At 47.3% G+C, this 16,598-nt stretch carries 14 protein-coding genes and 1 tRNA gene; 12 read left to right on the forward strand and 3 right to left on the reverse strand.

All coding sequences use genetic code 11. The features are described from left to right. Positions 1 to 87 precede the first annotated feature (87 nt). The 9 genes from OEV79_02065 to OEV79_02105 all read left to right on the forward strand — a co-directional run bounded on the left by OEV79_02065 (position 88) and on the right by OEV79_02105 (position 10,434). Positions 88 to 717, forward strand: coding sequence for a corrinoid protein (locus tag OEV79_02065; GenBank protein MDH4210217.1), 630 nt, complete (start codon positions 88 to 90; stop codon positions 715 to 717). Beyond that, positions 710 to 1,642, forward strand: a complete 933-nt coding sequence (locus tag OEV79_02070) for a hypothetical protein (GenBank protein MDH4210218.1) — start codon at positions 710 to 712, stop codon at positions 1,640 to 1,642. The genes OEV79_02065 and OEV79_02070 overlap by 8 nt, the downstream gene beginning before the upstream one ends. Continuing rightward, positions 1,639 to 2,625, forward strand: coding sequence for a 2-hydroxyacyl-CoA dehydratase family protein (locus OEV79_02075; protein MDH4210219.1), 987 nt, complete (start codon positions 1,639 to 1,641; stop codon positions 2,623 to 2,625). Before OEV79_02070 ends, OEV79_02075 begins: the two co-directional genes overlap by 4 nt. Further along, entirely contained in the window at positions 2,610 to 4,001 is a 1,392-nt protein-coding gene (locus OEV79_02080; protein ID MDH4210220.1) for a 2-hydroxyacyl-CoA dehydratase family protein, read from the forward strand. The genes OEV79_02075 and OEV79_02080 overlap by 16 nt, the downstream gene beginning before the upstream one ends. Continuing rightward, positions 3,998 to 5,029, forward strand: a complete 1,032-nt coding sequence (locus OEV79_02085) for a uroporphyrinogen decarboxylase family protein (GenBank protein MDH4210221.1) — start codon at positions 3,998 to 4,000, stop codon at positions 5,027 to 5,029. Before OEV79_02080 ends, OEV79_02085 begins: the two co-directional genes overlap by 4 nt. Then, complete coding sequence (locus OEV79_02090) at positions 5,014 to 5,736, forward strand: acyl-CoA dehydratase activase (GenBank protein MDH4210222.1); 723 nt, start codon at positions 5,014 to 5,016, stop codon at positions 5,734 to 5,736. Before OEV79_02085 ends, OEV79_02090 begins: the two co-directional genes overlap by 16 nt. Positions 5,737 to 5,831: 95 nt before the next feature. Next, positions 5,832 to 7,232, forward strand: a complete 1,401-nt coding sequence (gene selA, locus OEV79_02095) for an L-seryl-tRNA(Sec) selenium transferase (GenBank protein MDH4210223.1) — start codon at positions 5,832 to 5,834, stop codon at positions 7,230 to 7,232. 136 nt (positions 7,233 to 7,368) lie between these two features. Beyond that, on the forward strand, positions 7,369 to 9,288 hold the full coding sequence (gene selB / locus OEV79_02100; protein MDH4210224.1) for a selenocysteine-specific translation elongation factor: 1,920 nt from the start codon (positions 7,369 to 7,371) through the stop codon (positions 9,286 to 9,288). Between the two features lie 360 nt (positions 9,289 to 9,648). Then, positions 9,649 to 10,434, forward strand: a complete 786-nt coding sequence (locus OEV79_02105) for a M48 family metallopeptidase (protein ID MDH4210225.1) — start codon at positions 9,649 to 9,651, stop codon at positions 10,432 to 10,434. Between the two features lie 32 nt (positions 10,435 to 10,466). Here the strand turns inward: OEV79_02105 and OEV79_02110 are convergent, their stop codons facing one another. The 3 genes from OEV79_02110 to OEV79_02120 all read right to left on the reverse strand — a co-directional run bounded on the left by OEV79_02110 (position 10,467) and on the right by OEV79_02120 (position 12,522). After that, the gene (locus OEV79_02110; protein ID MDH4210226.1) at positions 10,467 to 10,880 is read right to left on the reverse strand and encodes a four helix bundle protein; all 414 of its coding nucleotides are present in this window, start codon (positions 10,878 to 10,880) and stop codon (positions 10,467 to 10,469) included. 145 nt (positions 10,881 to 11,025) lie between these two features. Further along, positions 11,026 to 11,119: transfer RNA gene (locus OEV79_02115), tRNA-Sec, on the reverse strand. A gap of 443 nt (positions 11,120 to 11,562) precedes the next feature. Continuing rightward, positions 11,563 to 12,522, reverse strand: a complete 960-nt coding sequence (locus OEV79_02120) for a hypothetical protein (protein ID MDH4210227.1) — start codon at positions 12,520 to 12,522, stop codon at positions 11,563 to 11,565. Positions 12,523 to 12,797: 275 nt separating this feature from the next. Here OEV79_02120 and OEV79_02125 point away from each other — a divergent pair, with 275 nt between their 5' ends. The 3 genes from OEV79_02125 to OEV79_02135 all read left to right on the forward strand — a co-directional run. After that, positions 12,798 to 14,456 carry a M6 family metalloprotease domain-containing protein gene (locus tag OEV79_02125; GenBank protein ID MDH4210228.1) on the forward strand — a complete coding sequence of 553 codons (1,659 nt, stop codon included), beginning with the start codon at positions 12,798 to 12,800 and terminating at the stop codon, positions 14,454 to 14,456. A gap of 181 nt (positions 14,457 to 14,637) precedes the next feature. After that, on the forward strand, positions 14,638 to 16,158 hold the full coding sequence (locus OEV79_02130) for an ankyrin repeat domain-containing protein (GenBank protein ID MDH4210229.1): 1,521 nt from the start codon (positions 14,638 to 14,640) through the stop codon (positions 16,156 to 16,158). A gap of 138 nt (positions 16,159 to 16,296) precedes the next feature. Beyond that, on the forward strand, positions 16,297 to 16,598 hold a 302-nt coding region (locus OEV79_02135), incomplete at its 3' end, for a protein kinase (GenBank protein MDH4210230.1).

The raw sequence follows: 16,598 nt of genomic DNA on the forward strand, positions 1-16,598 counted from the left end.
TTGAACCACGTCACGAAAAAAAGTCAGGCTAAACACTTGACTGGGGCATGACGTACCATTATTATACACGTGTTATCTGGAGGTTCATTGCTTGAATCGATAAAAGAAGCAGTCATAGAAATGGATGAGGAGAAAGTAAGTGAGCTGGTATCCAGTGCGCTGAACGAAAAGATCGAGCCGGTTGACATCCTTGAAAAAGGGTTGATCTCCGGAATGCAGGAGGTAGCATCGCTATTCGCACGCAAGGAATACTACGTGCCCGAAGTCCTACTCTGCTCTGAAGCATTCTACGCGGGATTCGATATATTAAAACCGCTCATCGGAAAATCATCCCGTAAGCCCAAAGCAAGAATTGTGTTTGGCGTAGTGGAAGGAGACATACACGATATCGGCAAGAATATCGTTAAGGTCATGATGGAAGCAGCAGGCTACGAAGTCGTTGACCTGGGACGTGACGTACCCGTTGAGGACTTCATCAAGGCAGTAGACAAAGAAAGACCGGATATACTCGCATTGTCGAGCCTAATGACCACCACAATGACACTTATGGCTGATATACTAAAGGAATTGGAGAAACGCAACTTGCGTCGTGGATTAAAGGTCATCGTCGGAGGGGCACCGGTGAATGAGGAATTCGCTGCAAGTATCAAGGCCGATGGCTACAGCCCGGATGGACCTTCTGCAGTTAGACTGATCGAGAAACTGCTCAGTGGATAGAATCTCTGCCGTCATAAATCATCAAAAATATTTTGCCGTATTTCCGATGGTCTGCGCTGACCACGGCGCGTATCTACTAAACCTCAAATTCAAGGAGGTTGCAGAAGATGGAGAAAAACTCGCCCATGTCCTGCAGTACACCTATGAACTCTATGGCTACGATATGGTGCTGGTTTTCTCGGATCCCTACGTTGAAGCACAGGCGCTTGGCTGCCCGGTCGAACTTGACCCTTACCCCGCTCTGATCGGATCTGCAACGGTGCATTCTGTCGATCGCACTGAAGAGATCATCCATGCGGCGGACATTCTAAGGAGCAGCATCGACGTTCCGATATTCGTTTCCATCAAAGGTCCCTTCACTCTCGCTGCCTTCCTCGATGGCATCGAGCATTATCTGAAGATAGTTTTGAAAAAAGAAACAGAGGCCTCGCAGCTCTTGCAGGAAGCACTACAATACCAACTGGGATATTTGGAGAGAATTTTGTCCGTCGGTGTCAACATTATGATCGGAGACCCCCTCGCATCATCGAGCGTAATATCGCCCGCAATATTCCTGAAATATGCATTCACAGGGCTAAAGACGATGGTGGCAAAAGCAAAAACTAGCGGCGCAATCGTTGGCGTCCACATCTGTGGAGACGTAGGCGCAATATCAGAATATCTTGATGACCTGGACGCTGATATCCTGAGTATAGAAGGCATCAACATTCGGACAGAGACTTTAAAAATGGGTGGTGTAGGAACCGATACGATATTGAACGGAGACCTGAAATGCATGAGATCAGAGGTGGAAAATGCGTTCAAAAATGAATTCATAATCCTGTCCACAGCGTGCGACGTTCCACCCCACACAGAGCCGGCAAATATCAAGGCCATGCTCCGATTCGCCCGTGAGTGCGGCCGTGAATATGGAGTACAAAAATGAAGTTGATCGGCTATGCGTGCTCTTACATACCAGTCGAAATACTCTCCGCTACTGGATTGCAGCCATACCGACTCCTCCATGGCGATATAGACCTTTCGAAGCAAGGGGAACGCTTCGTAAGGGTAGATGCTTGTCCCATGGTGAAATCAAATCTCGCTTATGCCATCCAGAATGCAGACAAATTCGCCGCGCTGATTGGTACAACCGGGTGCGACATGTCTCGCAGAATGTTCGATGTCCTGAGCGAACAGACGAACATACCAGTGTATATGGTGAATAACCCGAGAACCGACAACCCTGCGATGTATAATGATGAAATTGACTGGCTGGTAAAACAACTCGAACACTTTTCCCATATGAAATTCACCGACGAGATGATCCGGGAAGAAATATCCAAATGGGAAGGAATGCGCGCAGAATTACGGATCATCGACGAAAAGAGAGCAGCCCACCCGTCACTCGTATCGACGACAGACTTCCATAGCGTAATGGCCGGCTATCATAAAGGGTCGTTTGATGAGAATGTCACTTTCTGTCAGAACCCCTCAGATAGACCAAGGTTATACTTATTAGGCAGCGCTATCACGTACGAGGCAAATCATATCCTTCAATTGATAGAAGAAAATCTCCGTATTGTAGGTGATTTCAATTGCGGACTTTCTCGACCCCTTCACATCAAGATCGAAGGACAGAGTATCGACGGCATCAAGAAAGCGTATTACAACCAACCGCCGTGCCTGTACAAAAGACCGCATCAGAAGTACTACGACTTCGTAGCCATGGAGATTGCCAGACTGAGATGCATCGGTATAATTGCATGGACACTGGATTACTGCGATGTTCATGAGTTCGAACTGCAGAAGATCGAAAAGGTATTCAACCTCCCGGTATTAAGGATACGGAGTGATTTTTCCTATCAGGGTAACAGCCAGTTGAGGACACGAATCGAGGCCTTTGCGGAGATGCTATGTTCGAGGATCTAATTCCGCAGAAGATCAGTCTCAAGGAGTGGAGCAGACAGTTCCGTATGCTCGACGATTCGCAAATAAAAAAGTACAGGTATTACACTAATGATGAGTGGGGTCATTATCTGTCTCCGCCGGCAACGTTCATGGTCTACGGTGCCAGGGAACTCAGAAAATTGAAATTCGACAATTCACTAGCCGCGCTCAGGCTCTGGGGGTTTACGCTCAATGAATCTGAAAGACTGTTCAGGGCGCGGCAGAGCGGTAAACGCATAATCGCAACAATGGGCGACCTTGGGACGATACCCGTTATCGCCATGGCGTTTCCTGACTGTATTCCGTTCTACCCCGACTGCACATGGTGGACGCCGTTCTTCAACGAATCTACGGTGCTTCTCGATAAGGCGAGTGAACTCGGCACGCCCGAAGCCAGTTGTTTTGTACGTTCAACACTTGCTGCTTTTTACAAAATGGCATACTTCCCAAAACCGGATCTGTTGTTTGCATCAACTGGCGCATCCTGCGATGATTACTCGTGTATCATGCAGATGGTTGCAGACCTCGGTTATGAATTGAACTGGCTCGAAATCCCCTATCGCAGGAAATTGCGGGACTACCACGCGGAGGAAAAATATTCTGGAACAGAGCATGGTTTTCAATATCCCGAACGTTTCGAAACATACTTGGTGAATGAATACAAGCGCGTCTGGCAAAAAATGCAGGCGCTGACCAATATTGGTGATCTCGAAAAACTCAGAGAAAGTATCAAAAAGAACAACAGACTGCGCCGATTGGTAGATGATATAAAAAACCTTACAACTGAGGCCGACACCGCACCATTTCCCGGTCTTGAGATGATGGTCATAGAATTCGGCAATCTATATGGCTACGCGGATACCGATGAATGGTTGGACATCCTGGAGATGATCAAAGAAACGGTCACCGGTCGTGTCAAAAAAGGAATCGGAGTCCTTCATTCGGATGCGATACCACTTGCGTGGGTCACCCCTACCGCAGACCCATTGCTGCTAAATATTGTTGAGGACATGGGCGGCCGTGTCGTGGCGACCGAATATGTCATCAACCAGGCACTTACCGAGATCGAGGAAGATATCGAACCCTTCCGCGCCCTTGCCAGGTCGTTCATGAACGCCTCCCTCATCGGTTCAACCGAAGAGAGAATCCGTCATATTTCCGAAAACATTGCTTCCGGCAGGATCGCAGGAGTCATCATCACCAACATGTTGGGTTGTTCCCATTGTTCAATGGAGACTAGGCTAATCGAACAAAATTTGAAAAACGTGCCCGTGCTCGCGATCGACATCCCTGCGCCACTGGGAATAACCGAACAGCTCAAGACACGAATCGCTGCCTTCATCGAGATGCTGAAATGAGCGATATTCTGACCCCACGTGAAAGATTTGGACTGCTGGTGATCGATGAAAAACCCGACCGCTGCAATACAATACCATTAATCACATCGCACGCCGCCACGGTCAAAGGTATGAAGCTCAGAGATTATTACACGAATGGTGAGAACATGGCGCGTGCGCAGATAGCAGCAATTGAAAAATACGGGCACGATGCGATATCAATTTTCTCAGAAGTAGGTATCATCGCTGAAGCAATGGGGACGGAATTCGAATATCCAGAGAACGACCTGCCGATCCAGAGGATACCGGCCCTCCAGAAACAGGATATCGAAGAAATCGAGATACCGATCCCGACCTCAGATGCGAGACTCCCGGTGTATCTCGATGCGATTGAATATGCTTACGACGCACTCGGCGACAGAATCCCCATACTGGCCTACATTCCTGCTCCATTCACGACCGGAATGATGCTCTCCGACCCGAACAAATTTCTCATCCAAACAATCAAGGAACCGGATCATGTCGCGGCGGTCATGGAGAAATCCCTCGCAGCGGCAATCGAATTATGTTACCATGTCATAGATGTCGGTGGACTGCCCATTATCGTTGATCCCCTTGCGTCGTCGAGCGTCATTAGCCCCAAAGCATATCAACAATACGCTCTCCCCTATGAAAGAAAACTCATCGATTTTCTACACCGTTACGACCTCGATGTTATACTACATATTTGTGGAGACACTACGCCAATTATCCATATCCTTCCGGAGACGCACGCCGACCTTATCAGTATTGACCGTGTGAGCCTAGCGGATACAATTGAAAAATTATCTATGAAAATTCGCGTGATCGGCAACTATGACACATCGCTGCTCGCCTTTTCATCCCCGGACGTCATAGCACGCGAAGTAAAAGAAATGGTGAAGCTCTCGATGAATGCGCACAAGGGTTACATCGCAGCAACAGGCTGCGAGGTTCCCATCCACGCCCCTTTCGAAAACGTGACAGCTTTCATAAATGCAGCGAAGGAGAACGGATGGTATTGGGATTAGACGTTGGGTCCAGCTACACAAAAGGAATTGTGTTTGACGGCCGGATAAGGGACAAGATCGTTTTCAAAACATCATTCAAGCCAAAACTGGCGGTCGAGAGAGCACTGAATGAACTCCGAGGCTACGACAGCATAGTCGCTACTGGATTCGGACGGGAGCTCGTCACGACGGCCGACAAGACGATAACGGAAATCACGGCATTTGCCAAAGGTGCATCTTATTTCGAACCTCAGCTTCGAACTATCATCGATATCGGCGGGCAGGATAGCAAGATCATCAAAGTCAAAGATGGGCGCGTCGACCGATTTGTCATGAATGACCGCTGTGCGGCTGGGACCGGAAATTTCGTTGAGAAAATCGCGCAAGCCCTTGACCTAAGCCTGGCCGAATTCGGCGAGTTGGCCGTGCATGCAGACCGTGCTGAAATCATTGATTCACTTTGCGTGGTCATGGCCGAAACAGAGATTCTTAGTCTCGTTGGAGAAGGTAAACGGCTTGAAGACATCGTTGCCGGGGTGTGCGACGCGCTCGTTCGGCGAATCGATGGTATAGGCAGCCAGATAGGCATTGAGGAACCAATATTGTTCTGCGGCGGCGGCGCCCTTAATCCCGGTCTTGTCAAATCGATGAGACGCATATTCAAGGAAGTCACCATTCCAGAGTATCCCCAATATGTCGGGGCAATTGGCGCTGCACTGTCGCTCTGACAGAGTTCATCGATTGTCCGTGCATATGGACTGGAGATAGACCATCATTTCCGACCCCAACCTTGACATCATTATACATATCACTATAATTTCACGTGAAGGATGCCATGAAAACTAAAGAAATACTGAGAAATATTCCATCGGTGGATAAAATCCTTAACTGGGATGAAATAAAGGAATCTCTCAAAATCCTCAACCAAGACCATATAACCAGGATCATACGCGATAACGTAGAAAACTACCGAAAACTTCTGATTGCCGGTGAAAAAATCGACGATAGTCGTTTGAAAAAAGCAATCTTAGCCGATATCCAGGATCTTATCACTCCCTATTTCTGCTATGCGGTCAATGCGCTCGGTATTGTTTTGCATACGGGATTGGGCCGTGCACCGTTTAACAAACACATTGCAGAAGTCATCCATGATATGTCCATGGGCTATTCACGGTTGCAAATCGATGATGATGGAAAGCGGGCTGACCGCTACAAGAAGATCAATCGCTTGCTTCAGATCTTAACCGGGGCCGAAGCCGGGATCATCGTCAACAACAACGCTGCCGCAACAATGCTCATCCTCAGTGCAATGGCAAAAGGCAAAGAGGTAATCGTGTCAAGGGGTCAACTCATTGAGATCGGTGGAGCATATCGTATTCCAGACATAATGGCGCAGAGCGGTGCGATAATGCACGAAATAGGCACAACCAATAGAACACATCTTAAGGACTATACAGGAGCAATAAATGAGAACACAGGTGCGATACTGCGCGTGCACCAGTCAAACTACCGTATTATTGGCTTCACCAAAGAAGTCCCATTGGATGAGCTTGTCGAACTGGGGAGAAAACACAATATCCCGGTTATCGATGACCTGGGAAGCGGAGCGCTGATCGATTTTGCCGCATATGGACTGCCCAAAGAACCTATGGTACAAGAGAGCATCGCCACGGGAGCTGACGTAGTCTGTTTCAGCGGCGATAAACTGATCGGCGGACCACAATGCGGAATTATTATCGGTAAGAGGCAACATATAGAGTTAATAAAGAAAAACCCGCTTACCCGGGCGCTGAGATGCGATAAACTAACTAATGCTGCATTAGAAGCCACGCTTCAAATGTTTCTGCTCAAAGAGGAAGATTTAGTATTAAATCACGCCGTTTTGGGCATTTTACTTAAACCATTAGATGAAATAAAATCTCGCGCGAAGCGTTGTGCGAGAGGTCTGAAAGCTGCATTTGGCAGCATCCTCGAGGTATCTGTACGCTCGGGCGTCAGTGAGATTGGCGGAGGTTCACTCAGTACAGAACAGCTGCCCACCTATCTGGTGGCTATCAAATCACAAGATATCGCGGCAAGCGATCTGGCACATGCCCTGCGGCGATACCAAACACCGGTTTTTACCAGGGTTGCCGAAGACAGTGTTCTCCTCGACTTCCGCACCGTTGTGAAGGGCGAGGAAAAGATAATACTTGAAGCCTTCAAGACAGTCCTCAAAATCTGATCATGTGTTTTGATCATTTGTATTTTACATTTTGGATTTGCTTAGTATTTAGATATTCGAATTTAGGATTTTCAGCAAACGGTCAGTATTATCTAATAATAACAACCGCGAGCAAGAACGAAGGAATCTGAAGGTGATGGATACGAGAAAGAAACACATCGTTATCGGTACCGCGGGACACATTGATCACGGAAAGAGCGCTTTGATAAAAGCACTCACCGGTGTCGACCCGGACCGGCTCAAGGAGGAGAAAGAGCGAGGTATGACCACAGACCTCGGCTTTGTTTTTTACAGCGCCGATGTAACTATCATCGACGTACCGGGTCATGAAAAATTCGTTCGGCATATGGTAGCCGGAGCATCGACTATTGACTTCGTGATCTTCGTGGTCGCCGCTGACGATGGAGTAATGCCACAAACGCACGAACACCTTGAGATTCTTAAACTACTCGGAATAAAAAAGGGTATCGTTGTAATTACAAAGAAAGACCTTGTTGAGAAAGACATGCTGGAAGTAGTAATAGACGATGTGAAGCGTGCCCTGACTAATTCTTTTCTGGAGAATGCGCCGATCATTAAGGTTTCAAATATCACCAAAGACGGTATCGAAGAACTCAGGAAATGCCTCGACGAGCTGATCACTCAGATCGAGCCAAAAACCGACCGTGGTATATTCAGGATGCCTATTGACCGCCGGTTCGTGATAAAAGGATTTGGCACCGTGGTTGCGGGCACGGTTTTATCAGGCAAAGTCAAAATAGGGGATACTGTCGAGCTACTACCCGAGAAAAAAAGTGTCAAAGTCAGGGGGATCGAAGTCCATAATGAAAAAGTAGATACCGTGGGCACTGGATTCCGCGCAGCCATCAACCTTGTAGGCGCTGACAAAGATGAGATCGACCGCGGTGATGTGCTCGCCCAGCCCGGTTTTTATGAACCATCGGAATACCTGAATGCATCTTTATACCTATTGTCTTCCGCTGGCAAGCCACTGAAGAATTTCAGCAGATTGCGGATACACGTCGGGACAAATGAAATATTCGGCCGCGTTGTGTTACTCGATAAAAAAACACTCGGACCAGGGCAAAAAGCAATGGTTCAGTTCAGATTGGAATCCCCGGCTGTCTGCGACATCAACGATAATTACGTAATAAGATCCTATTCGCCACAAATGACCATTGGTGGCGGCCTCATAATCGAGCCCAAAGCGACAAAAGCAAAGGGGTTTGATGAGGAACTGATCAGCCATTTGCAGCGCATGGAAGTCGGTGAACCCGTTGTGATCGTAGAAGAGGATCTATTGGCGAATTTCGATCTTCCAAGGAAACCCGAGGAAATCGCTCATGATGTTAACCTCCCCCTCGCAGAGACGAAAAACCTCATAGAAAATCTGATACAGCAGGGAAAGATAATATGTCTTGACGAAAAACGCGGGTTTTACTATCACCAGAAGAACCATGAAAAACTGAAGGCGCAAATCGTCGAAAATCTTGGCACCTACCACAAGGCGAATCCGACCGGCGTCGGGCTTTCCGCCCTTGAACTATTGAAGAATATCAGCCGCGGTCTCGATAAAGTTCTCCTGGACCGTACACTCGCAAAAATGGAAAAGGAGAAAATCGTACGCCTCACGCCAGACGGAAAGATCAATCTATTCGAGCACAAAGTAGTGGTCGACAAAGACCTCGATGCCACGATCAAAAAAATCGAGCAGCTCTTCATTGAAGGCGGCTATAAACCGCCCTCTTACCAGGATGTGGTTACCCGCAACCTAGATCCTGAGAACGTCGTAAAGAAAGCGTACCGTTATATGCTCGATACCGGGCTCCTGGTAAATGCCGGCGAGGGCATTGTCTTGCACCAGAATTATGTTAAAGCAGCAGAGCAAAAACTCATCGAATTCTTGAAGACAAATAAGGAAATAAGAGTCTCCCAGTTCCGCGACCTGCTCGATGCAAGCCGCAAGTTTGTCCTGCCGCTTCTGATATATTTCGACACGCGCGGTGTCACGATCAAACGAGGCGACGTAAGGGTGTTGGGACAAAAATACCGCTAACACTTCAGGTTGCGTACAACGAATAACGAAGTCCAGCATCATACGGTCACGAAACCCGTACAACGGTAATATCACACAGCACACGAGCACGCCGTTAATCCCGTTATTATCGTTATTCCCGCTAACGACTTATACCTCTGCCCTCACGGCAAGAAACGAATATCTTCGATGGAGTATCTAAACACGAAATGCTGTTCTACCCTTATGAACAATTGGAACGAATACGATCTACGAACACGAATTACAAAGGCATATCGTAACGAAGCCACAACGATACTAGCGATATTAACGATAATAACGAACAAAACGTTTTCGTACCATTGGGTCTTGATTTCCCCGATTTATCCATTATAATTATGTATGAAGAGGCTATTAATTGTACCCATATTGTTTGTTTTTATTATTAGCTGTGCCACCACCGGGCCTGGTGGTAAGAAAAGCTTGATCCTGATCCCGACCGATACAGAAGTCGAACTTGGCAAAGAAGTCGTAAAGGAAGTCGAGTCAACGGAAAAAATACTCAATAATTCGGAAGTTCAGAATTACGTCAGTAAAGTTGGACGCAAGGTTGCCAAAGTCTGCGATAGAAAGGACGTCACATACTCCTTCAAAGTACTCGATAACGAAGAAATAAACGCGTTTGCATGCCCTGGCGGTTTCATCTACATTTACAAAGGCTTGATGAAAAAAATGGATAATGAAGCACAGCTTGCTGCGGTCCTGGCTCACGAAGTTGGACATATTGTGGCAAGGCATTCAGTGAAAAGGCTCCAGGCAGCATACGGCTACAGCATCGTAATGGAAGTTGCTCTCGGCGAAAAAATGGGGCAAACAGCACGACAAATGGTCGACGCCGCAGCAGGAGTCATTCTGCTTGGTTATGGCAGAGATAATGAATACGAAGCTGATGATTACGGAATTCTGTATTCAAAGAAAGCTGGTTACAATCCGAAAGGGATGGTGCAGATTTTTGAGAAATTCAAACAAATGGAAGGACGTCCCCCCAATACCTTTGAGAAACTGTTGATGTCCCATCCACCTGCGGGCGACCGTATAAATAACGGAAATAAAGAAATACAGAAAATCGGCGGTACCAATCTTCCCTATTACGAAACCGAATACGCTGCGATAAAGGCGAAACTGTAAGAAAGTCAGGTCATAGCGTGTAGTAAACAATCCTAAGCATCTTCGGTCTTAGGCGTGGTCTTTGCTCTCTCCTCGAGTTTTCGCATGAGAGAATTAAGCATCTTCCCTACATCAGTGCACGTCTCAATCCACGGTTTCACGATTTCGTTTTCCATACAATGACAATCGGCAAGTTTGATAAGCCAATTCTCTGTTTCTGCAGCACTGCAGTGCGCCGTTTCAAGGTATCGAACATATTTTCTGCGGCCCCTCGAATAGAATCCCTCAGCAATGCTCGCACTGATGTTCCCGGAGCTCCTCAGTAGCTGCTCAAGGATGATCCCAGCTGTTGTCGTCCGCGGCAGTTTGTCTATCGTATGGTATATCGACACGAATAGATCATGTGACTTCTGCCACACTCTCAGGTCTGTAAAATGCTTTATCGTTTTGTGCTCATTAGGTTCCATAGTGTTTCCTCCTAATATTAATACAAGTTCCAGGAAGGTAATAACAACACTCGACCGTTGAGTGCTTTCCATACGGTATGGTTCTGTCCAATTTTAGGATTCGATGTGAGAAAATGAGTCTGTATTTGTGTTCTTAATAGAAGAGTGGCGGAGGCGTGTAGGAATCGAACCTACCGTCCCCCTTTCGAAGGACATCCGGGTTTGAAGCCCGTCAGGCACACCAGCACCCATCCGCCTCCACGAAATTTCCCCAAATCTTTGATTTGGCTGGAAATTTCAGTGGCCTCGTTCCAATCCTTCTGGAATGAGGCATCCTCAATCTTAAAACCCCAAATCTTTGATCTGCCTACAAATTTCAGTGGCCTCGTTCCAATCCTTCTGGAATGAGGCATCCTCAATCTTAAAACCCCAAATCTTTGATCTGCCTACAAATTTCAGTGGCCTCGTTCCAATCCTTCTGGAATGAGGCATCTTTAATTTCAATATCCCAAATCTTCGATCTGCCTACAAATTTCAGTGGCCTCGTTCCAATCCTTCTGGAATGAGGCATCTTTAATTTCAAAAATCCACCAAATTTCATATTTAGCTACAAATTTTAACCTCCCAACCTCATCTAGGGACCGCTACTTGGATTCTACCGAAAATCGGGTATAAAGTCAAGATACGCAGTCGAAGAGTCACATCACCTGCCCCAACCGACGCCGAGCGGCACATATTGAACAGTCATGCCAAATACCCATTCTTTGCTGCCTGAAATGAAAACCCCTGGACTGAACGGCCCCAACTTAAGAATACCGGGGTAAATGTTCAATCTAATCCTGTATTCTGGCGCCGTGGAGACCATAAGAGCAGCAAGAAGTGAATTGTTACGATCATAGAACACTCCCGCGCGCCAGGTCAGAACCGCAGTGAGCACCCTGCCCGTATCCTCTTGTGCTACTCTGACGAGATTCTCCACCAAGAAGCCGCCAGCGATGCTGAGAGCTTGTCCATCAACCCAGCGATGCGTGACCCCGAACATACCATGTAGACCGAAATGTGTCATCAAATGCCAGTTTTTTTCTTTCGTAAGGGGATATTTTGCGACATAAAACTGTCCCATATTCTCAAGATTGCCGTTTCTGAGATTGATAACGGGCTGCATCGACCACTCGGCAAGGTTCAATTTCTCGGAGAAGAAACGACAAAGCCTATCACTGGAAAAGAGCAGCATGCCGGCGGGATCAAAAATGAACAAATCCGCAAGATGATCTACGCTCAACTCTTCATTGCCTCTATTCTCAATGATCTCTGATAGGGCATGATAAGCCAGCATCGTACCAACAGACCAGAGCCTCGGGACTCCGAATCCGTGATACCGGTACCACTCCTCTGTTGCCCGGAAGTGCATACCGCCACCTATCACATGCAGAAAATAGTTGGGAACCCATTGATTACCCCTCTCCTTAACTGTCAGAGGCAGAACCTCAGTGGATATGAAACGCCACCATCCAAAACCGTTTATCGTACGCAGCGGATGCCGCACGGTTTCCCACACGTTTCTACCCCATTCTCCGTAAGGATACGTAAAGATCATCCTATCGTACTCATCGTATTTAGGAATTTGCAGAATACCATACCCACCGTTAATAATAACGTTCATGGGATTATAGTTCGCCTGTGTTCCGTAGGGCAATGCATGATAAAAAAAGTATGGGATCGTATCACTTGTCGGAAATACGTCAGTCTTCCCCTGCTCGGCGGCAGGATGAGCGACCGATACCACCTGAGCAGATAGCAGCAATATAATACCCGGGAAAATTACCTTAATGTTGATTACTCATTCTACACGTTTTTAGTAATTGGTCAAGGGCATGGGTATGAGTTGACATGACGTAGCATAATGATTATCATTAGTCCGAATGAGGAGGCAAGAAAATGCTCAGCCGATATAAGTCTATTTTTTTGATACTTAACATAAGCGCAATACTGGGATTTTCAATACCATCGATAATCTTTGCCATGCCGGCGCAGCATCAAGTTGATGCACCTCACTCTTGCATAGTGGGCAGGGCACTGGAACATCCAAAGAACCTACGCGACTACACAATTGAGACTTGCGCGATATTGATACAATTCAGCGACAACCCGGCTAACACAACCGAGCACTCGCCGGCAAGATATGACAGCATGTTCTTTTCAACCGGTGTCTACAATGGTCAGTACCGCGTCGGTAGTTTGAATGACTTCTTCCTAGAAAATTCATATGGTACAACCGATGTTACGGGTGGCATTGCCGGAAATCAATGGCACATGTCGGTCAATCCTTACAGTTATTACTACGATGGATACTACATGCTCTCAACCGGCCACCAACTTGCGAGTGATGCCGTAACCCTGGTCGACGCCATCGTTGACTTCAGTCAATATGACCTGAACAATGACGGCCACGTTGACGGCATATTCATTGTACACGCAGGGCCAGGTGGCGAAGACACCGGAGATCTCAACAATTGCTGGTCACATGCAATACCTTATTTTAATTACCCAACAAATGACGGTGTCACAATCGATGGTGCTACCAACGTTCCGGAGATCAATCTAGTAACACCCAGCCTGGATACGACGCTATGCTGTATTGGTGTCATGTGTCACGAGCTGGGCCACATTGTCGGCTTACCGGACCTCTATGACGGCTCGCGTAACACGTGGGGAGTCGGTTATTGGAGTCTCATGGGCTACGGCGCATGGGGTGCTGGCGGCAACACGCCATGGAGCCCCTCGCACGCCGATGCCTGGTGCAAGACCCAGACTAACTGGCTAACACCCATCGATATCACCGGTAATACATTCAACCTTGAAATACTCGATGCAGAAACTCATCCGGTCGCATATCGGGTCTGGAGAAATGGGATAGCGAACGATACTTTTTTTGTCCTCGAGAACCGACAGAACAAGGGATTTGATACACCGCTGCCTGGTAGCGGACTGCTCATCTGGCATATCGACCCGCACTATTCGTCTTACCACAACCGCGTCGATCTCGAGGAAGCCGACGGCTGCGACGATCTCGACAATGGATGGGGTTACCGTCCAGATCCGCATTATTACCATCATGAACTTGGCGATCCTGGCGATCCCTATCCAGGAGACAGCAACAATACTGTGTTCGATTCACTGAGCTATCCTGCAAGCACTGACTATTGGAATCACAATACTCACGTAACGGTCAAAAATATCGTTGTTTCGGGTGATACTGTGATCTGCGACATCATAATCGACCCACTCGCGATCGCTGAAAACCAAACTAGAACAGCAATCCCGCAACTTGCCGTCAGCCCGAATCCGTTTTCGAAGCTGTCGACTCTCAGCTTTAGCATAGAGCAAAGCGCAAAGTGCATAGAGCTCAGAATATATGATACTTCGGGACGTTTGGTCAGGAATTTGTATAACGCCATGTCCTATGCTCCATGCGCTATGCATATTGGTTGGGACGGGACGGACCAAACTAATCGGAAATCGCCCAATGGCGTCTATTTCGTCACGCTGTCAGTTAATGGTCACATCGAAACGCAGAAACTGTTGCTGATCAGGTAAAGGGGACAGGCTACTTTTTGAAGGACTCTGCGGACGTTTGCTACCATCTCATCGGCTAACATATAGAAAACACAACAGCCTGCAATTATATGTGAAAAAGTAGCCTGTCCCCTTTAATCTGTGAGAATGCTGTAAGGCTTTCAATTATGATATATTAGATAACAACAAGGAGGATATAGTCATGAAGATTCATATGGGATTTGCCAAAACCCTCATAGGTGTGTTCACTTTTCTCTTTGTCATGGTTGGTGCGGCTGATGAGATCCATGACGCCTCTCAACAGGGCGACATCGATAGGGTAAAGACTCTTGTGGAAGAGAACGCTGAACTGGTCAATCTTGCCGATGAAACTGGTCACACGCCACTACACTATGCGGCCGCAGGCGGACAGGTGGAAATTGCCAGGTTTTTGATCTCAGAAAAGGCAGATGTTAATGCATTGAACACAGTGAATCAGAGCGTTCTGTTATATGCAGCGTACTTTGGTAATGCCGAAATCACTGAAATGCTCATTGCCGACGGTGCAAGACTCAATGATCAGGATATCTTCGGAAGAAGTCCGCTCCACTATGCGGCAAGACAACGCAGTGTGGATGCGCTGATGTCGCTCATCGACAACAAAGCGAATTTGGACATCCGGGACAGCATTGGCGAGACACCTCTGCATTTTGCCATCCGTTGGGGCTATGACGATATCGCTGCAATGCTGATCGACGGCGGCGCGGATTTGGGCATAACCACAGATGACGGCAAGTCATACCTGCACATGGCAAGCATAAAGGGCTACACGGACGTTGTTGATTTGCTGCTAAAACATGGCGTGCAAGTGAACGTCCAGGACAACGACGGCAAAACACCATTATACTATGCCGCAAAGCATGGCAACAAGAAAGTTGCAGACGTACTCTCGGCGCACGGCGCAAAAGCAAAGGATATAGAAAAGAATTTTGGTCCCTCCCCCCTCCTGAACAAAGAACTCAAAACCAATGAAGCAGTTTTGTGGTATCTCGGACACAGCGGAGTCGCCGTAAAGACCAAAAACAACTTATTGATCTTTGACTATTGGAACTATGGTCAGCAGCCAGACGAATCATATCTCGCCAACGGCCACATTAATACCGATGAAATCAAAGACCAGAATGTCATCGTCTTTGTCACGCATAACCACATCGATCATCATGACTCGATAATATACTCCTGGCACGAATCCGTCCCAAACATCACATACGTATTCGGCTGGCCCGATACAACGGATTCGGAGCATGTTCGCCTCGGCCCAAGAGAGACGAAAAAGATCGGCGAAATCGAAGTAAAAACGATTCAATCGCCAGAGGCCGAAGATGCAGGCGGCACCTTTGTCGTCTGGGTTGATGGACTGGTCATCTACCACCAGGGCGGCTACAGTCATGATACGACACAGTACGAACTCTTCAAAAAGGACATGAACTATTTGGGTGAAGTTGCGAAAGACGCCGATATCCTGTTCCTCAGGATAGGCAATGATTGGCAAAATGAAGAGGCTTTGTTGACCATAGAGTCAGTGCAACCCAAAGTCGTCTTCCCTTTTCACGCCCGTGAACGTGAATCGGTATACAAAGATTTTGCCGAGCAAGCGACTGCGAGCGAAGTTAAAGGACAAATCATCAGTGCTGAAAACCGCGGCGACAGATATTCCTACACAAACGGGAGCATAGCTAAGTAGCCAACGACATCAATATTAATCTCATTTATAATGCCCCGTTCTTCCATTGAAAGAACGGGGTACTTTTTTGACCCCGATATTGACAATCGGTTATCGTATACTATAATAATCTGAACTGTAGTAAACTGGGGTTATCGGATGATAGGCAAAAAAGTATCACACTACAAGATACTTCAAAAGATCGGCGGTGGTGGCATGGGCGTTGTCTATAAGGCAGAAGACACCAAACTCAAGCGCACGGTCGCGCTTAAATTCCTCCCTCACGAATTCTCAGATGATCCGACTGCAAAGAAGCGCTTTCTGCAGGAAGCACAATCTGCCTCTTCCCTGGATCACCCCAATATATGCACTATCCACGAAATCGGCGAAACTGATGAAGGCCAGCTCTTTATCGCCATGTCCTGTTACGAAGGTGAAACACTAAAACAAAAGATACACAA

The sequence above is a fragment of the candidate division WOR-3 bacterium genome (assembly GCA_029858255.1).
Taxonomy (GTDB): domain Bacteria; phylum Hydrothermota; class Tepidihabitantia; order SM23-42; family SM23-42; genus SM23-42.